This window comes from Hallella multisaccharivorax DSM 17128 (genome assembly GCF_000218235.1).
GTDB lineage: Bacteria > Bacteroidota > Bacteroidia > Bacteroidales > Bacteroidaceae > Prevotella > Prevotella multisaccharivorax.
The window spans coordinates 2,344,056-2,364,902 of record NZ_GL945017.1 but is presented as its reverse complement, the minus strand read 5'-3'; the positions used below and the strand labels follow the sequence as shown (position 1 = coordinate 2,364,902).

The following is a 20,847-nucleotide window of genomic DNA, read 5'->3' as shown; positions in this document are numbered from 1 at the left end:
GTTGCCGAAACTGTAGGTGGCGAAAACGATGAGATGCCAGTTCTTGTAGGTGAATGTGTTGCCCAGCGAACCGGTAATCGTTGGCTCTGTGGGGCTAACTCCAACCTGCGTGAGATCAAAGTAGCCAGGGATGCTATCAAGTACAGAGAGGAGGAAGTTCTTAACTACTTTAACAACAGATCGACCAATGCTTCTGCAGAGTCCCTCAACTCAAAGACGAAGGGCTTCAGAGCACAAGTCAGAGGTGTACAAGACCTTCCTTTCTTCATGTACAGAGTTGCAACGATCTTCGGATAATAAAGTTAATCTATCCACGGACTATTGGTACTGAGCCGAATTATTTGCTCAGTCAGAAATCAATTTTTCAACCGTACAGGTCGAAAACTTTTCGTAAATTTGGCAAAAAATATGACGCTTATGGAAACGAAGATTGTAGCAGACAATACGAAAGGTCAGGTGCTTGCCTATGACGGAGAAGAGCAGGTGGGACTGTTGGACTTTACCTTCAAGGGACAAGTGATGTCCATTGACCATACAGAGGCTTTCAAGAAAGGCATGGGCATCGGAGCGTTACTTGTCGAAGCAGCCAACGAGTATGCCATTAACCACAAACTGAAGGTCTTACCTATATGCTCCTATGCCTACGCGTGGTATCAGCGTCATCCACAGTACAAGGATATCCTTGATGAGCATGCGGGGGAAGGAGTAAGTTGTCAAATCTAACAAAACGGGAATATGAATATTGAAGAGGTCAGAGATTACGCCCTTACTCTACCAGGAGTGACCGAGGATCAGGCATACGGTGAAGATTGGGTGTTGTACCGTATTGAAGGAAAGATATTCCTCCACATAAGGCTTGATACTCTTGAGCCGACTTGTGCCGTGAAGCTTCCGCCTGAAGAAGGACAGATGCTTCGCGAGCATACAGATGGTATTCGTCCGGCTTATCATTTGAATAAGACCCATTGGAATGACGTATATCTTGATATCATTGATGACGATGAGGTCAAAAAGTTGATCCATGAGTCATATAAGCTCGTCTTGAGTAAGCTGCCAAAGAAACTACGAATGAAGTACTCCGATATATAAGTTCTATAAACCATCCAATTCATCCACTGATACAGAAGAAGAAAAAAGGAGAAAGCTATGAACATGACAACAAGAATGTGCTTAGGCATGATGTTTGGGGCAGCCTTCGCTGCTATTATGAAGTGGAATATAGCCATAGGCATATCTATTGGTATGCTTTTTGGTATAGCTTTTGGTGATTCAACTTCGGAACATAAAGACAAAAGCTCGGAAGAAGATTTTCATGATGATATAAACGTTAAGTAAAATGATAGACGATATATTGGAAAACAACCGTCGCTTCGTTGAGCGGAAAGGTTATGAGAAGCATATTACAGATGGAAAGCCATCCGGACAAACGCTGATTGTCACCTGCATGGACACACGATTGAGCGTGATGCTGCCAGAGGCATTGGGCATCAAGAATGGTGAAGTAAAAATGGTGAAGGTCGCTGGCGGTGTGATCCTCGACGATTACGATGCCGTGATGCGCTCTATCATTGTAGGCATCTACGAGCTTGGCATCCAAGAAATCATGCTCATTCATCATACTGATTGCGGCGCTGGCAAGATGCATGGGCACCATATGAAGGAACTTATCCGGCAACGCATTCCTCAAGCACAAGTCGATGAAGTAGAGAAACATATCAACTTGAGTCAATGGCTTGAAGGCTTCGGAGACACGGAGCGTAGTGTTCGTGCAACGATGAACCGTGTGAAAAACCATCCACTTGTACCAAATGAAGTTATTGTTCGTGGCTTCATTATCGATTCGACAACTGGTAAACTGACAGAGGTGAAAGATTAATCGACAAAGTCAATGAGCAAGCTTCGAGCAGTCATAGAACGAATCACCTATCAGAGTGCAGAGAACGGATACAGCATCCTGAAGGCTAACGTGAAGGGATACAACGATCTCGTCACGCTGGTCGGCAATATGCCCGAAGTGACTGTTGGTACGGTGATGGTGGCTGAGGGCGAATGGAAAGTCAACAAGCAGTATGGCTCCCAGTTCGTTGTCAGCACCTATGAGGAAGCCATGCCTGCCACGGAGTTCGGTATCGAGAAGTACCTCAGAAGCGGTCTGGTTAAGGGTATCGGGCCGAAATATGCCAAACTCATTGTTTCAACCTTTGGTCTCGAGACATTCGACGTCATTGAGAAGGAACCGAAGAAACTGAGTGGTGTGCCAGGCATTGGTCCGAAACGTATCAAGAAGATCCATGATTCCTGGATGATGTAGCTTGATGTGAAGGAAGTGATGGTGTTCCTCCAAGGCAACGGTGTGAGTACCGCCTACGCTGCAAAGATCTATAAGACTTACGGCAAGCAGAGCATCAAGAAGGTACAGGACAATCCCTATTGTCTTGCCGACGACATCTGGGGCATCGGCTTCAAAACAGCTGACAGCATCGCCGAGAAGATGGGCTACACAAAGAATGACCCGCGGCGTTGCAGAAGTGGTATTGTCTATACCCTCAACCAATTGTCCAACGAGGGCCACGTTTATGCCGAGCGCAACCAACTTCTTGATGCCGGTGTTCAACTCCTTGGAGCCGACAAGGACTCTATCGAACAAGTCCTTGACAAGATGATTGCCTCAGAGGATCTGAAAATAGAAGGTGAAGCCATTTATCTGCCCCCACTCTACTATAGTGAGGTGGGTGTGGCCAACAAACTAAGAACTCTGATGCAGGATGGCTCCAAGACGCTCTTTCAGAAGGAACCGAATATCAAGGAAATTCAGAAACGTACGGGCATCACCTACGATGACTTGCAGACAGAGGCAATCCGTCAGGCAGTAAAGTCAAAAGTGATGGTGTTGACTGGTGGTCCTGGTACCGGCAAGACGACTGTCACCCAAGGCATCATCGCAGCCTGGCAGACTATGGGCTTGGAGATTCTCTGTGCCGCTCCAACTGGCCGTGCTGCCAAACGAATGACTGAGGCAACGGGCATGGAGTCGAAGACCATTCACCGGCTTCTCGGTTTCAACCCATCCGAAGGCTACAAGTACAATGAGGACAATCCCCTTGAAGGTGACGCATTGATTGTCGATGAGAGCTCAATGATTGACATCGTACTGATGAACTCGCTCCTCAAGGCTTTACCTCAAGGCATGCGACTGTTGCTCGTCGGAGATGTGGACCAGTTGCCATCCGTGGGTCCCGGCAATGTACTGCGTGATATCATCTCCTCGGATGTTGTTCCCGTTGTTCGTCTGACCCGCATCTTCCGTCAGGCACAGACGAGTCGAATCATCATGAATGCCCACGCCATCAATGAGGGCCGCTTTCCCGACATCAGCAATGGCAAACAGTCTGACTTCTTCTTTATGGAATTTGAAGATCCAGAGCAAATTGCGGCCACCATAGTCAGTCTTGTCAAGTCCCGTTTACCCCAAGCCTATCATGTTCCATCAACGAGTATTCAAGTCCTCACACCGATGCAGCGCTCGGTTATCGGGGCAAGCAACCTCAACATATCTATACAGCAGGCTGTTAATCCCGTCGGTGAGGGCCTGCAGCGAGGCGGTTACACGTTCCGTAAGAACGACCGCGTCATGCAATTGAAGAATGACTATCAGAAAGAAGTGTTCAACGGCGACATGGGCATCGTCACCCTCGTTAACATGGAAGACCGCACACTGACCGTAGATTTCGATGGCAAATCCGTGGAATACGAATCCTCAGAACTTGATGAGCTCAGCCTATCCTATGCCACGACAATCCACAAGAGTCAGGGCTCGGAGTATCCTATTGTCATCATCCCCGTCCACTTCACCAACTACGTCATGCTCCAGCGTAACCTCATCTACACGGCTGTGACCCGTGCCAAGAAGATCTGCATTCTCATCGGTACCCGCAAGGCTCTGTGGTATGCCGTCAACCACAACACCGTCACCCAGCGCAATACGCTCCTCAAGGAACGGCTGCAAGGCAAGATAGTCGTGGTGTATCAGCGGAAGGATGATGAAGAAAATCTAGAAATGGCAGCAGAAGAGAAAAGCAAATAAGTTCATTTTTATGACTAGGCCTTACAAATCCGTTAGATTATAAATGAAGAGTCATAATAATTGAGACATTATTCTGATTTACCAGATTATTTCGTTAAATTTGCGCTCGAACCCATAATATGTTTACTATATGATTATTGATATGACAGACAATAACGAAAATTACGAGAAGGACTTCTATACTACGATTAATTTCAAGTATAGTTATGAGTCCAGTGTTGGAGAGATTGAAGCCGAAAGATACATCAAGAAGATCAATGTGGATATAGTTGGAAGGAATGAAATTGATGGTGAATTCCTGATTGGAAAAGCTCAGAGATATATTCTCCTTCTTGGACAGGCCGTTGATGATGACTATGATATTCGTTATATATTTGATTACTATTCCGAGTTAGATGATTTCTCTGCATTGTATGATTTCCAGAACGATGGGTTTAATGATGATCTCACTGAGAAGTTTATGATAGACGAGCTGAACCTATGCATATTCTCACGGTTGGAGATCTTTCCGGAGTACCGTGGTCTTGGCATCGGTAAGATGACCATCAAAGACAACTTTGACATGTTGTCTCCTGGTTGTGGCCTCGTTGCTATGAAGCCTTATCCCTTGCAGTTTGAATACAGAAGGAACAATGAGAAGGAGAAGAAATATTATCAATCGATGGGCTTTGACAAATTGGAACAGGATAAAGACAAAGCTTTTTCTAGCTTGAAGGCCTACTATCGCTCACTGGGTTATAAGACTGCCAAGAACTATCCGAGTTTTATGTTCTTCCCTACATCACAGAGGAACCCTAAGTTGGATAGGATCAATATCAATGACGACAGTGCTTTCAGAAACTTGAGAAAGCAACGGTAATTTAGAAGTTTTGACTGCTATTGCCAGTGTATAGGGATTTCCCGTATCTTTTAGGGTTATCCCTTTACATTTCTTAATTATTTTCACTAATTTTGCATCAGAGTAATAACTATAACGACCCTACGATGAAAAAAGTTCTCTTATTCGCAGCCGCAGCTATTGCTATGCATGCAAACGCTCAAATCAATTTTGGTGAAGCTCCTCAGATCAAGAAGGAAGTGAAGCCTGCCGTTTACGACGGTAAGCACAACATTGACCTTCAGAACGACAATGGGGAATATAACCTCGCTCATCTGATTGGAGAGAATGTTACGTATCTTGGCATCAATGACAAGACGGAGTTCTATACCAATGATCTGTCTGCTAACTCAGAAGAATCCTACTGGCCCTACAAAGATTTGGATGCTTCCACAATGAAGTTGAAGTCTTTCCGTGTCGTGGATGCAGGCCTCGATGTCCTCTGCCTCTTTGAGCCTGGGAAGACGGACTCAATCTTTGCTTCGGGTGATCTCAATACGAATTTCATCGTTCAGAAACACTATGATCTTGCTAAGAGTACATGTGTTGGCAAGACATACAGAGCGACTGGATTATCCCGCCGTCTCGACTTCTTCAGAGACTATGTAACTCGTAAGCCTCACAATGCGTCTCACAACAATGATATTCCGAGAACAGAAGACTTGAAGTGTATTGACGTCTTTGTAGATACAGTTCATTATGACACAAGTATGACCCTTGAGAACGAGGATTGGACAGATAATGTTGGTACGGTTGCTGGCTCCCGACTTTGTCTGTTGTTTGAGACCCCTCACTATGGTAAGATCTTCTGTCCTGTAGAGGAATCAGAAGTTCTGGATCCAGAGCACGCAGGCAATTGGTTAAACTTAGGGCCAGTCTTGACATTGAAGGCTGCCTCGACGTCAGCATCTTCATCTAACAAGAGCCCAGCAATTAGGAGGAGTAATCGAAAAAAGTAACAACCAAAGCAACCACTATCTATATTATTCACCAAACATAACATCAACATGGAATTTTTCTACAACAAGAAAACAACTCTCACGCATGCTGCCAAGAGCTTCTTGCTCCTTTGCGCCTTATTATTCACCAGTTCAACCATCAAGGCACAAGCCACTGATGTGGTAGAACCAGACTCATCATCTGCGGAACTGTTTTATGTCATCCCTGATGGCAAGACTCTGCAGGTGATTTCTTATGAAGTCGGTCTTATTAAGGAGCACAAGAACAAGTTCGGCGATATCGCTTCAAAGGTAGGCAAGATTGCTGACGCAGCAGGCATACTTGGCAGTGTCGGAGTCATCGCCGGTGCCAACATAGGCTCTTTGAATACTGCTTTAGGTGGCATCAAGGTCATGAGTACCGCTGGAAGCATTGCCGATGTGGCAGAGATAACAAACAGTCTTGCCGGAGCTGAAGGTCACGATTTCACCTATGATGGTGCCAATGCAAAGACCATCTTGAAGAAAGACGGGAAAGATCTTCAGATCATTGCCAATCTCAGATGTACCAGTGAGGAAGCAGCTCTCGCAGCATTGAAGGTTGTCAGATTTAAGGCGACCAAGAAGGATCGTCGTCTTCGTTGGTTCCAGACAAAGGCGGCTCTAATCGGTACGAGCAAGTCAGAGGAAGCCGACAAAGCCGGGTATCTCTCATTCGGTTATCAGAACTATGGCGATCACAGTACCATGCTGACTATCCCCGCATCTCAGCTTGAGCCCGGAGAGTATGGGATCTACTTTTTGGCCAATATGTTCGAGCCCAATCTCGCCATCCGTTGCTACACGTTCTCCCTGGAGTAACATTACCATAGATTTTGTCCTTTTAATGCTAGGTCATATTAAAAGGACAAATGAATTCATACTGAGCAGAGGTCATGCACAAACTGTGCAAGGCCTCTGCTCAACTTGTGCATAGCTCTTGCTCAAATGTTAATGAGATTCATTCGTGGGTTCTGCAGCCATCTCAAGATTACCTTCTTCTTCGATTTTCCTATAAGTAACGGTATGATCTTGGAGGAAGATATGGTTGAGGGTGAAAGCAAGCGACTCCAACGTTTTCTCACGCTTGTCGGCTTTCAGTTCACATTCCCACACGGTAATGCAATGCCACCCCATCTTGGCAAGCTTCACTTGTTCTTCTTTATCCCGCTCTTTGTTCTTCTCAATCTTCTTCTGCCAAAATTCCGTATTTGTCTTTGGTAATTGGGAGTACTTGCATCCATCATGGCCATGCCAAAAGCAACCATTGATGAAGACGCATGTGCGGTATTTCCTCAGTACGATATCTGGATGACCTGGCAACCGCGGATTGTTAAGTCGGTATCTAAATCCTCTACTCCACAAAAATTTACGCACAAGAATCTCCGGCTTCGTATTCTTTGATCGAACCGCAGCCATGTTTTTATGTCGTTGTTGTGGTGTATGCCTATCCATATTCCGCAAATTTACAAAATAATGATTAAATGAACCCATTTTTGAGAGAAAAATTGTATTTTTGCAAAACAATTATGGCAACAGATAAGATAATAGCAAATGTCGCACATTTTCCCGAGGAAACTTGTGCTGACGGAATAAAGGTATACGGCGAAACAAGCATGGATAGTTGTTTAGCCGTACTTACCCATATATTGCATAGTGATTATGAACTAAGACATAATCTTAATGCAGATCAGATAGCTGGTATTAAGGAACTAGTAAATGACTGGTTAGATGCTAAAGGTCAGAACCATGGCGATTTTTCAAACGATGATATTGTTGACATGGTCGAAGATCCTATTCAAACGGAATTATTTAAAGGATTCTTTGATGTTCCTTTTCCTGCTCCAGAACATCCTAAGTTCACATTCATTGACTTGTTTGCAGGTATTGGAGGGTTCCGTATTGCAATGCAGAACCTAGGGGGAAAATGTGTTTATAGCTCTGAGTTCGATGCGCAGGCTCAGAAAACCTATCTTGCGAACTATGGCGAGATGCCGTTTGGTGACATTACGAAAGAATCAACAAAGAGTTACATACCAAAAAAATTCGATATTCTATGTGCTGGTTTCCCTTGTCAAGCTTTCTCACTTGCAGGCAAGAGACTTGGCTTTAAAGACGAGACAAGAGGAACGCTTTTCTTTGAGGTGGAAGACGTATTGCGCCGTCACCAGCCAAAAGCTTTCTTTTTGGAAAATGTCAAGGGTCTTGCAATCCATGATAAAGGGCGTACATTAAAAACAATCCTTGAACATCTTGATGATGCGGGATACACAGTCGTCACTCCTAAAATATTGAATGCAATGGATTTCGGCGTTCCACAGCACCGTGAAAGAATTTACATAGTAGGTTTCAGAAAAGACTTGGGAATTAAACCAGAAGATTTTCATTATCCAGAACCTACAACTCCAGCTGGTAAACGACCGAAGTTCCGTGATATTATGGAAGATCATGAAGTATCAGTTAAATATTACCTCTCAACGCAATATATAGAAACACTTAAACGACATAAAGCAAGACACGCCGCTAAGGGCAATGGCTTCGGGTATGAAATCATTGATATTAACGGTGTATCAAATGCAATAGTAGTTGGTGGTATGGGGCGTGAGCGCAATCTCATTATTGACAATAGATTGACGAACTTTACTCCTATTACTCATATAAAAGGAGAGGTAAACCGAGAAGGTATAAGACGCATGACGCCAAGAGAATGGGCAAGGCTTCGAGGCTTCCCAGATGAATTCAAAATAGTTGTGGCTGATGCCTCTGCTTATAAGCAGTTTGGCAATTCTGTAGCAATACCTGCTATTCAGGCAACTGCAGAGCAAGAATTGAAGACGTTGAAGATTATTTGATTATGGGCATACTTCTTGATAAAGGTATTATTAAAGGCAGTAAGAACAAGACTGCCTCAATATTCGAGAACTTGTTTCCTGATGATAATTTTCTTTCATTAGATTATAGTTCTCCCAGCGACTATGTTTCAAAATATTGGAATAAATATAAGGAACTCCAAATACAAAATAATGCAACTAATGGTAAGTTCTTTGAACTTACCATTTACACGCTTTTGTACAGAGAAGGTCTAATACCATTCTATTCTCAGGCAAAAGTTGCATTTGTGCCGAATGTTGAATATGATACTATCTTATATACTAAAGAAAAGCCTATAAGCCTGTCACTCAAGACTAGTCTGAGAGAAAGATATAAGCAGGCTGATCTTGAGGCTGTAGCCCTCAAATATGTTCATAGAAAAGCAAAATGCTTTCTACTTTCAATAGAATCGAGTGAAGTAGAGAGTATTAGTCGTAAAATTACGACAGGAGATATTTTGGGATTGGATAATATCATAGATTGCCAAACTCATGAATTTGACGCTTTGATAGAGTGGCTGAAAAAAGATATAAAATCATCATTATCAGTGTCTGAAAAAATACGACCTGTACGGTTGAAAAATTGATTTCTGACTGAGCAAATAATTCCCCACTTTTTCCGTTATAACTAAAAATTATAAAGTCATAAAAGACATGGGAAAGTCAAAAATACGGTTTTATGCCAAGATAACGACCCCTGACGGCCGTGAAATAACAAGACGTGTGGAAGAGGATATACCAGACGACCTCAACCCGCACGATCTTGATGAGTTTATGTCTTCATTTGACGATTATGAGCAGCATGTGCTGAAAGCTCGAAACGGAATATGTGAAGAGATTACTCAGGCCTGGTTAGAAGAGCAGGCTAAAAAGGGGGCCTGATTTTGGTGAAACTGAAAAAGTAGCGAAAACGTTAGATTGCGAGATTGGCGTTTTCTCGGCCGTAGTGGACAAAAAGTCCATAAAGGGTCTAAAACCTAAACAGCGGCTTCGTAGTACATCTTTCCGTAAGCTAAATCTACAGTTGGTAAGCAAGCTCAGCTATCGTGACACGACTGACGTGCTCAATGGCGTGCTTCACCGCGAGAAGCAGAATAGCGTCAAGACGTCCACACTGGAAGACCGGGTTGAATCGTTTGGGGATTCATTGTCTGACGGCTATACATCCAAGGCTGAGAAGATACTTGAATCATATCACATAGACAAAGACGGCATTATAGCTGAAGATTCACACTTTCCCCTACCGGTCGTAAAACCGGAGCTGACAACAGGCTTTGAGGAAAAACAGATACGCCGCCTAATCACAGAGTACAACCGAGGCAGGGACCGCATGACGAAACTGAAATATGAAAACTCAATGTTGGAAATGGAAGACGGCATTGGGAGATGTTGTTACATCAGCATTGACGATATTGGAGTAAGGTTCCAAAAGCCCGAGAGAAAGCAAAAAAGCAAGAAGGATAAGGCGTTTGTTGAAAATACGGTTATACACATTCAGTCAGAAGGAAAACAGTACACATTGACAGCCGTAGGAATGGACAAGGCTTTCAAGCTGCTCGTCGCATTTCTTCTTGAAAACAGGCTTATGGAGGACAGTCGTCTCATATTCTTCTCTGACGGGGCTACATGCATCCGCGACAACATTGAGAAATACTTTGGATTCAGGCAGTATACCCTCATTCCTGACTGGCTCCATCTAGAGAAAAAATGCAATGAATTCCTCAGCATGGGGATAAAAGGGACAAAGGATGAGAAACTGCAGATAAAGAAGAAACTGGCATCCATACTTTGGACAGGAAGATATCAGAACGCTATCAACTATCTTGACTCATTAAAGAAATCTCAAGTCAGGAATTCGAAGAAGATAGAAGAACTCAAAGATTATATATGTCGCAAGTCCCCCAACTTAACAAGCTATGCGTTGCGCCATGAATTGAAACTCCGAATTTCAAGTAACCGCGTAGAGAAAGCTAATGACTTAGTCGTGGCAATGCGCCAAAAGCACAACGGCATGGCATGGTCAGAAAAAGGGAGCAGTGCACTTGCCGTAATTACCGCGTCAATGATTAACGGAGAAATCGAAGAATGGATCACAAAACAGAAAATCAGCTATCGTATGGTTGGATGATGGGATTTTCAACCGTACAGCTCGAAAGTTTTTCGGATACTAGAAAACTTTGCTGTATATTTGCAAAACTATTTTGAGAAGCAATGAATAAGGAAACTTTCATCGAAGAGATAAAAGAATACAAGCGAAACGGCGGAGCTATGAGCTTCGCCTATGGTGATGTCCGTCTTCCCGTCATCTATCATGAGGTCTTGGGAGTCATTGGCGTGAAGATGCCCGCATCAGAAGTCTTTATTCCTGTGAATTATCAGATAAATCTGTTCGACAACCTTGCCAACCTGCAGGACAAGCTGTTGGCGAAGTATCCTCAATTATTAAAATAGATACCAATCAAGATCTCTTTTGACAAAATCCATCAATTTTGTTTCAGATATTCCTTTAGCTCCGTGATAAATCTTGCTGCGACAGATTCTGACTTCAAGCAGAAAACGACATTATCGTCAAACTTTCCAGTAGTCATGTATTCTATTGTCGTTTGAGCAGCTATGCTGATGGCAATATCGATCGGATAACCTTTATCAAGTCCTAAGCATGTGAAACCAATTGAATCGAACTTATTTGCCTGAGCAATCTTGTAGGCAGAGCGATAGCATGATTGGAGAAACTTCTTTTCGTTTGCTTCTCCTTCTTGCCATACAGGGTAAGAGGCCAGTAACCGATAATCATAAGGCTCCCCGATCTCAGATACTAGCTTACAAGTTCCTGGCTTCATAGATGCTTCTGAGACATTATTATCAGTTACAATAACATTGGAGACCAGATATTTGACATTACCGATGGCTATCTGTAATTTGCTGTAATTATCCTTTAGGAACTCTTCTCTTTTTGGGAAGCCATCGTAATTGATGAAGAAGTTCACATATTCTTCGTTTCGTACTTTCGTGACAACATGCTTAGGTCGGAGTGATACTTTTCGTGCGTCTTGGTCGAAACCTATGGGTTGGTACATCTTTGCAGTCCACACAGCAGAAAGAGAATGACCATGGACGGGCTCTGTCATCTTGGTCTGCAGATCTGTACGGGCAGTCCCAATGACATCCATGCCAGCAAGACTTTCTTTCCTCAGCACGGTAGGTGACAGTCTCACGCCAAACACCTTGGCCATCTGCAAGGCGGTATACGGCAACTGTAACAACAGAATCTGTGTCGTTGAGCCATAGTGATAGTTGTCCAACACCATGAAGTACGTGTTCCGCCCGGCGATATATTCCTCGAAGGGAACATACGCTTCCTCTGCATCATCATCTTCCTTCTTCAGTTCTTCCACACTGGCGATATGATGGGATGCAATGATAAAACGGATCTTATGGACCGGCCGCAGTAACTTACGCGTCAGCTCCATGTCAGAGCCACAACGAATGATCTTTCCTACGCGATATGTCTTTTCAACATCCACAGGTGCATCCGTGTCACGATAATAGAAGTCGAAGTCATGCCAGGCATCAATCCACTCACGGAGTTTGGAGAAGAAAAGAAATCTGTCAAAGTGCTTGATAACCTTATCGAATATTACTTTAGGCCTAAATTTGATAGCTTCGAATTGTTCCTGAGTGATATGGTGGTTGAACAGTTCCTTGGGGATATAGGGCTGATACTTATGGCTGGGGCACTTGTAGAAGATAAGCTTCTCACCATTCAGGAAAAGGATATAACTCGCATAGTCATCCTCCGCATACCAGCAATCCTTTGTCTTTGGGTTATTCCAGTCGAGAAAATGATACTCCATCGGGAAGAGGTATTCTCCATTGTCCTTGATGATGCCATAGTCATACATCGGCTGCCCGTCCTCAAGGGTTATCTCCTTTTCCTCATTATCGAGATGTTTCTTACAGCATCGGGAAAGACCATTCTCAAAATGCAGTGGATAGTCAAAGGTATCTGTCGTGATGGGTGTGCCGTCATATTTTGCCGCGGAATATTGGTTAGGCGCATAAGCAACGGTATAGATGCCATTTCTCAGGACGGAGTCCATGCTCCAATACTCATAGTCATTGACACGTTTATGGTCCTTGTCAATGAATATCCACTTCATCTGATAGGTATAAGCTGGTGCGACACCATTATGGAAGACTCTGATACTTTGGAACGGGGAATGCTTCGTATCGGTTACTTTCTTGAAGTTTCCTTGTTCATCGATGGTGCCATACTTATTGTCTTGGGTGATCACGCGATAGCCATAGGAACGGTGGGCGTCCATGTCCTTATAGACAAAGCCGGTCAGACAGTTGCCGTGTACGTCGACGAGTCCCCACAGTCCATCCTTGCGGGCCCTGGCCGTTCCCTTGTGGAAAACGCCGAGATGGGTGATGCCCAAGGAATGAGGAATAACGAGGTTCCCTTTCAGATCGACGGTACCATAGACCTTTCCTTTCAATACACGGATATAACCGTCATCATCGTAGTCGAGAATTTTGTCATAGATGAATGGGACGACAATATTTCCCTTGTCATCCTGCAATCCATACTTCCCTTCTTGGCAGACGATCTCGAAATCAGACTTGTTCATCGGTCGTCCTTCGTCTAATGAACATCATCGGAGAGATACCACACGACCGTTACCTCATCGGATGCGGAGAGATCTTCCGGAGTGATATCGAGAGATTCCGGTGTGCTACATACAGCCTCGTCGGGTTCATGGAGGGTACGTGCCTGAGAATAGATATGTAACTCCTGGTCGGAGCTGTCAATGCTCTTGACAAGTCCAAGTTTGCAGCCACAAGCTTTGGCCATGATCTCCGCCTTCTCCTTGGCATCCTTCACGGCTCGCTCCAACATCTTGAGCTGTACGGGACGTGGGTCCCTGACGGTATAGCCCAACTCGATCTCTGCCTGTTTGAGATGTTTCCCTATCAGTTTGATGATTGAATTGAGCAGCACGTTATCCATGCCCAGATCCATCTTCACGCGGTGATCCAACTCGTAGCCAATGAATTTTTCACCGATGAAGTTATGATACTTGTCATACTTCGACTCTGTCTTCTTGTTGATATCCAATCGAACCGTCTTCGGCAGTTTGGTATCGAGCTTCACCTCATTCATGATCTTGCTCAGCGCCTCGGTATTTGCTTTGGCCTGGGCATAAGCCTCCTCGTAGTTGTCATGGACACTAACGAGCGACAAATAGACTCTCGTTACATCGGGCAGCACATGTACGCTACCTTTGCCGGTGACCGTAATCAGATTTTCCTTTTCTTCCATAGCTTCTTCGTTTTGTCTTCTATCCTTTAAAAGAATGAAGTGACTGAAAATTTAAGTTGGCTCACAAAATTTGATCTTGTCAGTAGACAATCATATCATAATTTGAGGGCAAATATAACCAAATTTTCTGTATGAGACAAATATTCAACATTAAATCTATACTCATTATCTTGTTTCTACATAGCGTGATTCCGACAAGACTCGAACTTGCAACCGTCCGCTCCGGAGGCGGATGCTCTATCCAATTGAGCTACGGAACCATAAGTTGAAGATCGCATAGGAAGAAGTATGATGCTTCTATTCCTATGCATCATCAATCATTTCCGCGTGAATGTCACGGAACCGCTTCCATCAGTTGCTGATAATGTCAGCTTGCCGGGTTTCACTGAAATATTGACGGTGTAAGTTTCTGAGATACGCTTACTGTTCGTCCATGTCTGGAGAAGAGAACTCCAGTCCTCATCTTTCGTCCAATAGAAGGTTAACTTGCTCCCATTCAAGGTGTAGGTTCCTGAAAGTCGTGTCTTTGTGGATGGCATATCAAGTTCCGTGGTGATATCCGTACAGGTACCATCCGCATTGAACTGGAACTCATCCGATTCATCATCATTCTCTCCATACCATGTACCAACGATGGAAGAATTACTATTGCCGTTGTTGTCATCATCATCCGATGAACATGCACTGAACGTGAGGACTGCTACCATGAGAGTCATCAAGAGAAGAAATCTTTGTTTCATAATTTGTATGTATTTGAGTTCACGTTATATTTCAGTCATTACTCCTGTTCGAATATCTACTCTCCACTTGTTAGGTAGAGCGGGATTTGTAATAAGAATAAATGCCGGATACGGGAATTCTTTATCTGATTCCCAATCCCATTGAAATTGTTCAGATGTACCTTCTGATCTTATATCTCCATTGTCGTCTACAAGATAGTTCTTGCCATCTTTTACAATCACATAACCCGCTGAATTAAGACTGCATTCATACGTTTCTATGGGACTATTTCCTATGATCTTATCCCTTTCAGGATTAATTAGAGATATAGTTTGTCTTTTATTAGGACTGGGTAGAATCCAAATCCAACACCATTCAAACTTATTAGTTTCCCTTCCTTTATCTTATCACTAACTCTCTTTTTCTCAACAAGATACAGATTTGTTGTGTCATGATAAGCCTTTAGATAGGGATAGAAACTTTTACCATCCGGAGTATTCATTATCTCATCCATCGGGTAGTCAGGAATTATACCGTTCTCACATCCTTCTATTCCTGATGCGATACAAGAATACCATTCTTCGAAAGAAGTCTCACCAATATCATGTGGTATGTATGGAGAGTTCCATGTACAGTTCTCGTCACAAATCCAGAATTCCTTTTGACCAAGAGCTTCAGCAATTTCTTGGAGCTGAAGTCGCCAATACTGATTTTTAAAAAACACCTGACAGTAGTGCACACCCATCTCTACGTGCCACATACCATCGCAGAGTTGCAGACGCATGATATCCCACATATTCGTTTCTATGCTGATATCAAACGAATCCTTGTACGACTCATATTCAAGTCTGAAAGTATCATTGCTTGTATGATACTTTTCTGTGAGCATATTGATCGTTGCATTGACATAGTCTTCACAAGCTCTTCTGTGCTTCCTTTCACGAAAGTCATTTTTTATGATTCCACTAAGATCTATTCCCATAGTTGTCATTTTTTTTTGTTTCTGTTTGCAAAGTTAAGTGCAGGTTGTACCAAAGGTCGGTACATGTAAGAAGAAAATTTCATACAAACAAAAAATCCCTTTATTCCATTAAGGATAAAGGGACATTCTCGAAATAAAAGGAGATTCTACTTCGTATAGGGGTTGTAATAATCCCTGCCGAGTTGCCAAAGGTATTGATCCATCTGTTTAAGATTGAATTCAGATAATCTATAGTGCTCCTGAAAGGACCGGATCACTTCAAGATATAGACCATAATTCTTCTTTAGTCTTTCAGAATTGAACGGTAGTTTAGTAAAATTATCTCTTCTTCTGAAAAAGTTTAAAACATCATCTACATATCGGTCGTAAATGGAGTACTTTAACGGCTGATGGTGGCTACAGTATTTTGTCGCAAAAGAATAGAAATATCTGTGTTCATGGTTGATACCTACATATTCATTTGCTATGTCGTTAACTAATGTCACGTCGCCATCCTCTAATCGGCTATCAATGTTAAGTTCCAAAATATGCTTGGCTACGGAATGGATGTCAAAGATATTGGTACTATAGAAGTCGTTCAGAGTCGAGCACTTTATAAGCACATCCTCAATGTTATCGTTCCTTTTACAAAGATCAAAGAACAACTTATTGAGGGCATTTTCCTGATTGACATAATTCTCCATGTGATTCCATCTGTCAAGATATTTGTTCACTTCTACTACAGTAGGCATATAGTCTTTTCCTATTTCCTGTTTCATATTCATTTCAATGGAGAAAGTCAAACTTTTCGAGTTTCTTGATTGCCAGAGCATGGCGCTCCTTATAGGCAAGACGGTAATATCGCTTGGCCTCGTCGATATTCCGCTCCACGCCCCATCCATGCTCGTAGAACTCACCGACACGATAGTGAGCGTATGGAAGACCACAACTCTTATACAGTTCGAAGGCTCGCTTCAAGTCTTTTGGATAGCCTTGACTACCTTTTCTGAGAATGTCGGCAAGGTTGCTTTTCGCCAGGTCGTCACCTTGGGCAACAGCACACTCATACCAGAATACAGCTTTGTTAATATCCTTCCTTACCATGATACCGTTCTCGAAAATGATGCCGATATTATTCTGTACATCGGGATCTTGCAGGGCAGGATCATCGGGACGATTCTTCAACAGGTCTAGCAAGTATTCTATATACTCCTTGTCGAAACCGGAATCCTCACAGTTGTCGGTATACGAGAGATAGAAGGATCGGTAATCTTTAGGGATGTCTTTAAACTCATCTTTCTTTTCCATAGGGCTATTCGTTTATCTTGTACGTATTCAATCCTCTCTCCATTCTGTCACGAAGCTGGTCGATTAGTGACTGTGGGGAGAGAACCTTCAGGCAGTCACACTTCGACATGAGGAAGTCTATGAAATCGTGGGTTGGCTTCAATCTTACCTCCAGGTCCGCAAAATCCTCGTCATTATTCCATTGCAGGAAGTGCTGACTGTGATGGAGCGGGACATCACGCAGTTCAAAGCGCTCATCACGATAGGCTCTGAGCACAATGCGTTCCGTCGGAAGTTCATCATCGATGACAACACCATAGTAGTCATCGAAGAAGGACCTAGGATCGAAATCCTTCACGATCTTGAAAGTATGCTGCTGAATCTCAATATACTCAATGTTATTCAGGCAATATACTCATACTTGTTGTCATAGAGTCTGCCCAGCACATACCATTTCTGATAGAAGAGTTTCAGACAGTATGGATCCAATCCTGTATTGTAGCGTTGAGGGGAACCAGAGTTGCGGTAAGTAATCGTGATACGACGACCAGCCTTCATGGCTTTTGTCAGCTGTTCCAAGATATCCTCGTCAACGGAGATCCATTCAGCGATGATGCGCTCCTGCAACGACATGCTTTCACTGATGATATTGCTTAGAGACATCGTAGAGAGCATCCAGTTCTGCACTGTGTCATCTTCCAACACTTCCGGGTTACCGATATAGTATCGGTAGCCGTCCTTGCGGTCGCACTCGATATAGATGCCGAAGATATCCTCAATGGCATCCTTGTGACGGTTGAATGTCGTGCGGGCCATGTCGACGCCACCACTCATCTCCGTATCCAACCAGCGTTCATTCAACTCTGCGAGTGAAATCTTTCTGGCGCGATAGATGGTGTTGACGAGCCATATATATTCTTTGAACAGTTCGGGTATTTTCATCTTCTTTTCCTTTTATGTTTGCAAAGATACGAACATCTTGTTCCATATCGTGGTACAAGTAAAAATATTTTTTCAGAAAACGAAAAAGCCGGTGCAGTCAGCATCACACTGACCACACCGGCATAGGAGGTTTATATTGAATCGACAATGAATCGAGTAGGAGGTAAACACTAATCATAGGTGCTTATCTCCTATTTTCGTGTTTACCGACCTCTCACACCACCGGACGTGCCGTTCGGCATACGGCGGTTCCTCTTTTAGGTATCCATTTGGCATATTCATCAGACAAACAAGTGTACCCTGCACGTTTGAGATTCTGATTGGATATTGCCCGGGAAAGTATTGGACTGCCCGCTACCCTCCAGTAACCTAAGCGTGTATTACCCCATTGGTAAGCCTTGTATTGGTCAATGCCACATTTCACAAGGTTTCTCATCTTAGTGCGGGTTTTCTTCCATGACTTCCATATACACATACGTATTCGTCTGCGTAACCATTCGTCCGTCCTCACTGTTAGCTGTTTCATATTGGCAAGGTGATAATAGTTCACCCAGCCAACTATATAAAGGCGAAGCGCTTCCTTGCGTCTCTTGTACCCCATGCCATTGCTGCGTTTCGTAAGTTCTTTTAGCTTACGAAGCATCTTAGCCTTGGTCTTGGGATGAACACTCAGCTCGCACTTCCCTTTATGGATATAAAACGAGTAACCGAGGTACTTCACGCCTCTGACATAGGAGACAACTGTCTTTTCCTTGTTAACCTTCAGGTGAAGTTTACCTTCGATGAACTTAGTAATGGATTCACGAACACGCTCCGCCGCCCGTTTGGAGCGACAGAATATCATCGAGTCGTCAGCGTAGCGGACAAACGGAAGACCGCGTCGTTCAAGTTCTTTGTCCAATTCGTTAAGCATAACATTGCTTAACAACGGACTAAGCGGACCGCCTTGAGGTGTGCCCTCCTTGCTCTCAACGAACAATCCATTTACCATTACACCACTTCGAAGATACTTGTGTATAAGCGATACAACCCTTCCGTCCTTTATTGTTCGGGAGAGGACTTCTATGAGCTTGTTGTGGCTTACCGTATCGAAGAAGCGCTCCAAGTCAAGGTCGACTACATATTTGTAACCGCCCGTGATGATGGATTTCGCGCTTTTCAACGCATCGTGGCATCCACGGTTAGGGCGGAAGCCGAAGCTGCTGCCGCTAAACTGCTTCTCATAGATGGGAGTCAAGACTTGGTTAATGGCTTGCTGAACCAAACGATCTACAACTGTAGGTATGCCCAACAGTCGCTTCTTGCCATTATCCTTGGGTATCTCTACCCGTCTGACTGGGTTCGGACGGTAGCTGCCGTCAAGTAAGGAACTTATCAGAGTGTCCTTGTTGGCTCTGAGCCATGGGAGCAATTGCTCACACGACATTCTGTCGACACCGCCACATCCCTTGTTCCTCACCACGCTCTTATAAGCTGCGTTGAGATTCGAAGGGGATAGTATGACCTCCAACAAATGTTCCTTGTCAAATGGTACTTCCACAACGTTGTCTTCGGTCATCCATATGTAAGTCTGCACTCCCTCGTAGCAGCTTTCGGATTCCGTCCTTGCCACACGGGGAAAGTCATTAGCTTGGGCTGGTGTTTTCTGCATTCTACCTTCCATTTGGTAACTTTCAATAACTGTTGTTTGATTAAGGTTCGGCCCTTTATCGACTTGTCGACAGCCGACTACTATGGCCTCGGCTGACTTCTCACGGCAAGCGTTACTCCACGGGCTTCGAGTGATTCGTCTACTTGCGCCACGTCCGTGAGACCTCCCCAGTTAAGAACATATTCTTTCCATTGTATGTCTGCATGATTTACCATGTCTGTTCCGTATAGTTATAGGAATCATGCTTGTTTTGCAGCCTTACCCACAGACTTTGGCCTTGGTATCATGTTTCTGTACGTCAGACCCAATGTTTGTCTCCGGCTTCCTTCAGATTCCGCATCGCCACGGACACCCTTGCCATCAACTATAACCTTCCCACTATAAGGGCGGCTTGGGGACTTGCACCCGTTAGAATATGCCCATGCTGGGCGAACAAAAGGTGTCCGTTCCGACGCTTCGGACAGTCGGACACCTTCCCGAGATGCAAGTATAACTACTTGAAGAACAGAGGTAAAGCCTCGCTCATTGCAAGGAATGCTACGCAACCTCCAATGGTCAGCATAATAGCCTTCTTGACGTCCTGGTCGCCATTTTGTAGGCTCGAAAAGGCAACGCCCATTTCCGCCTTACGGCGGTGGGTCTTCGCCCATCTGCCCCCGAACCGTACGTACATGTTTCCACGTATACGGCTCTCTTGACTAACAGCTCTATTTGAGTCCTTGCTGAATCAGTGAAAAGCACTCTGGACACACCACAAGAGTCTTCCTATGGATTGCCATCATGATTTTCTCTGACTCCTTATCACCTTTTAGGTGATTTAGATTGCGAACTTCATGGACGATTAATCCATCAACGTGCTCTTTTCCGCAAAGTTCACACACCCCCGACCGAAGTCTTTCAGGTATGCTTGGGAACGGGATAGAAATCCGATGTGGAAGAATGTCCACTTTATGGTTAATATCAGCGTTCCTGCGCTTAAAGCCTCCATTATAGAGCATTCTGAACTTCTCTTTACCCTTCTTGTCCTTGTAGGGAATAACAAAGTCTTTGTCCTTGCGGAACTTCTTCTTTACCTGCATGGATGAAAGATTAAATTTCTGTCCAACAGTCTTATATAGACTCCACTCCATAATGTAGCCAAAAGTAGAGCAC

24 protein-coding genes, 1 tRNA gene and 2 pseudogenes are annotated in these 20,847 nt (G+C 43.9%); 14 read left to right on the top strand and 13 right to left on the bottom strand.

The window, feature by feature from the left end:
- The 9 genes and pseudogenes from PREMU_RS10275 to PREMU_RS10235 form a co-directional block, all read left to right on the top strand.
- Positions 1 to 297: transposase (locus tag PREMU_RS10275; protein WP_007575121.1), on the top strand; the 297-nt coding region annotated here is incomplete at its 5' end.
- Between the two features lie 120 nt (positions 298 to 417).
- Positions 418 to 723, top strand: a complete 306-nt coding sequence (locus PREMU_RS10270; RefSeq protein ID WP_007575119.1) for a GNAT family N-acetyltransferase — start codon at positions 418 to 420, stop codon at positions 721 to 723.
- 12 nt (positions 724 to 735) lie between these two features.
- Positions 736 to 1,089, top strand: a complete 354-nt coding sequence (locus PREMU_RS10265; RefSeq protein WP_007575117.1) for an MmcQ/YjbR family DNA-binding protein — start codon at positions 736 to 738, stop codon at positions 1,087 to 1,089.
- Positions 1,090 to 1,146: 57 nt separating this feature from the next.
- A complete protein-coding gene (locus PREMU_RS15335) occupies positions 1,147 to 1,335 on the top strand; it encodes a glycine zipper domain-containing protein (protein ID WP_040558296.1) in 189 nt (62 codons plus the stop codon).
- A gap of 1 nt (position 1,336) precedes the next feature.
- Complete coding sequence (locus tag PREMU_RS10255) at positions 1,337 to 1,876, top strand: beta-class carbonic anhydrase (RefSeq protein ID WP_007575114.1); 540 nt, start codon at positions 1,337 to 1,339, stop codon at positions 1,874 to 1,876.
- 12 nt (positions 1,877 to 1,888) lie between these two features.
- Positions 1,889 to 4,084 (top strand): annotated as a pseudogene (gene recD2, locus PREMU_RS10250) (SF1B family DNA helicase RecD2).
- A 142-nt stretch (positions 4,085 to 4,226) separates the two neighbouring features.
- The gene (locus PREMU_RS10245) at positions 4,227 to 4,943 is read left to right on the top strand and encodes a hypothetical protein (RefSeq protein ID WP_156803999.1); all 717 of its coding nucleotides are present in this window, start codon (positions 4,227 to 4,229) and stop codon (positions 4,941 to 4,943) included.
- Positions 4,944 to 5,068: 125 nt separating this feature from the next.
- Positions 5,069 to 5,920 carry a hypothetical protein gene (locus tag PREMU_RS10240; protein ID WP_040558294.1) on the top strand — a complete coding sequence of 284 codons (852 nt, stop codon included), beginning with the start codon at positions 5,069 to 5,071 and terminating at the stop codon, positions 5,918 to 5,920.
- A 48-nt stretch (positions 5,921 to 5,968) separates the two neighbouring features.
- Positions 5,969 to 6,760 (top strand): hypothetical protein, encoded by a 792-nt coding sequence (locus tag PREMU_RS10235; protein WP_007575107.1) that lies wholly within the window; start codon positions 5,969 to 5,971, stop codon positions 6,758 to 6,760.
- A 129-nt stretch (positions 6,761 to 6,889) separates the two neighbouring features.
- Here the strand turns inward: PREMU_RS10235 and PREMU_RS10230 are convergent, their stop codons facing one another.
- Complete coding sequence (locus PREMU_RS10230; protein WP_007575105.1) at positions 6,890 to 7,393, bottom strand: very short patch repair endonuclease; 504 nt, start codon at positions 7,391 to 7,393, stop codon at positions 6,890 to 6,892.
- Between the two features lie 74 nt (positions 7,394 to 7,467).
- Between PREMU_RS10230 and PREMU_RS10225 the strand changes: the two genes are divergently transcribed.
- The 5 genes from PREMU_RS10225 to PREMU_RS10205 all read left to right on the top strand — a co-directional run bounded on the left by PREMU_RS10225 (position 7,468) and on the right by PREMU_RS10205 (position 11,259).
- The gene (locus tag PREMU_RS10225) at positions 7,468 to 8,790 is read left to right on the top strand and encodes a DNA cytosine methyltransferase (RefSeq protein ID WP_169311320.1); all 1,323 of its coding nucleotides are present in this window, start codon (positions 7,468 to 7,470) and stop codon (positions 8,788 to 8,790) included.
- 2 nt (positions 8,791 to 8,792) lie between these two features.
- Positions 8,793 to 9,395, top strand: a complete 603-nt coding sequence (locus tag PREMU_RS10220) for a PDDEXK family nuclease (RefSeq protein WP_007575102.1) — start codon at positions 8,793 to 8,795, stop codon at positions 9,393 to 9,395.
- A 67-nt stretch (positions 9,396 to 9,462) separates the two neighbouring features.
- Complete coding sequence (locus PREMU_RS10215) at positions 9,463 to 9,690, top strand: hypothetical protein (protein WP_007574821.1); 228 nt, start codon at positions 9,463 to 9,465, stop codon at positions 9,688 to 9,690.
- 142 nt (positions 9,691 to 9,832) lie between these two features.
- The gene (locus PREMU_RS10210) at positions 9,833 to 10,936 is read left to right on the top strand and encodes a hypothetical protein (protein WP_007575100.1); all 1,104 of its coding nucleotides are present in this window, start codon (positions 9,833 to 9,835) and stop codon (positions 10,934 to 10,936) included.
- An 83-nt stretch (positions 10,937 to 11,019) separates the two neighbouring features.
- Positions 11,020 to 11,259 carry a hypothetical protein gene (locus PREMU_RS10205; protein ID WP_007575098.1) on the top strand — a complete coding sequence of 80 codons (240 nt, stop codon included), beginning with the start codon at positions 11,020 to 11,022 and terminating at the stop codon, positions 11,257 to 11,259.
- Between the two features lie 32 nt (positions 11,260 to 11,291).
- Here the strand turns inward: PREMU_RS10205 and PREMU_RS10200 are convergent, their stop codons facing one another.
- From PREMU_RS10200 to PREMU_RS10145, 12 genes and pseudogenes are all read right to left on the bottom strand, one after another.
- Entirely contained in the window at positions 11,292 to 13,442 is a 2,151-nt protein-coding gene (locus tag PREMU_RS10200) for a WG repeat-containing protein (RefSeq protein ID WP_007575097.1), read from the bottom strand.
- Between the two features lie 14 nt (positions 13,443 to 13,456).
- Entirely contained in the window at positions 13,457 to 14,134 is a 678-nt protein-coding gene (locus PREMU_RS10195; protein WP_007575095.1) for an SIMPL domain-containing protein, read from the bottom strand.
- A 186-nt stretch (positions 14,135 to 14,320) separates the two neighbouring features.
- Positions 14,321 to 14,394: transfer RNA gene (locus PREMU_RS10190), tRNA-Arg, on the bottom strand.
- Positions 14,395 to 14,451: 57 nt separating this feature from the next.
- On the bottom strand, positions 14,452 to 14,874 hold the full coding sequence (locus PREMU_RS14205; RefSeq protein ID WP_156803998.1) for a hypothetical protein: 423 nt from the start codon (positions 14,872 to 14,874) through the stop codon (positions 14,452 to 14,454).
- A 299-nt stretch (positions 14,875 to 15,173) separates the two neighbouring features.
- Positions 15,174 to 15,836: a hypothetical protein gene (locus PREMU_RS10180; protein ID WP_007575092.1), complete on the bottom strand. Its 663-nt coding sequence runs from the start codon at positions 15,834 to 15,836 to the stop codon at positions 15,174 to 15,176.
- A gap of 146 nt (positions 15,837 to 15,982) precedes the next feature.
- Positions 15,983 to 16,594 (bottom strand): hypothetical protein, encoded by a 612-nt coding sequence (locus PREMU_RS10175; protein WP_007575090.1) that lies wholly within the window; start codon positions 16,592 to 16,594, stop codon positions 15,983 to 15,985.
- A gap of 7 nt (positions 16,595 to 16,601) precedes the next feature.
- A complete protein-coding gene (locus PREMU_RS10170; protein ID WP_007575088.1) occupies positions 16,602 to 17,123 on the bottom strand; it encodes a tetratricopeptide repeat protein in 522 nt (173 codons plus the stop codon).
- 4 nt (positions 17,124 to 17,127) lie between these two features.
- Positions 17,128 to 17,460, bottom strand: a complete 333-nt coding sequence (locus PREMU_RS15860) for a WYL domain-containing protein (protein WP_050796412.1) — start codon at positions 17,458 to 17,460, stop codon at positions 17,128 to 17,130.
- Between the two features lie 44 nt (positions 17,461 to 17,504).
- Positions 17,505 to 18,044: a WYL domain-containing protein gene (locus PREMU_RS15855; protein ID WP_040558288.1), complete on the bottom strand. Its 540-nt coding sequence runs from the start codon at positions 18,042 to 18,044 to the stop codon at positions 17,505 to 17,507.
- Positions 18,045 to 18,258: 214 nt separating this feature from the next.
- Positions 18,259 to 19,707 (bottom strand): group II intron reverse transcriptase/maturase, encoded by a 1,449-nt coding sequence (ltrA, locus tag PREMU_RS10155; RefSeq protein WP_040558286.1) that lies wholly within the window; start codon positions 19,705 to 19,707, stop codon positions 18,259 to 18,261.
- Between the two features lie 481 nt (positions 19,708 to 20,188).
- A pseudogene (locus tag PREMU_RS10150) lies at positions 20,189 to 20,302 on the bottom strand (DUF4134 family protein); the annotation flags it as partial.
- A 100-nt stretch (positions 20,303 to 20,402) separates the two neighbouring features.
- Positions 20,403 to 20,847: HNH endonuclease (locus PREMU_RS10145; protein ID WP_473234632.1), on the bottom strand; the 445-nt coding region annotated here is incomplete at its 5' end.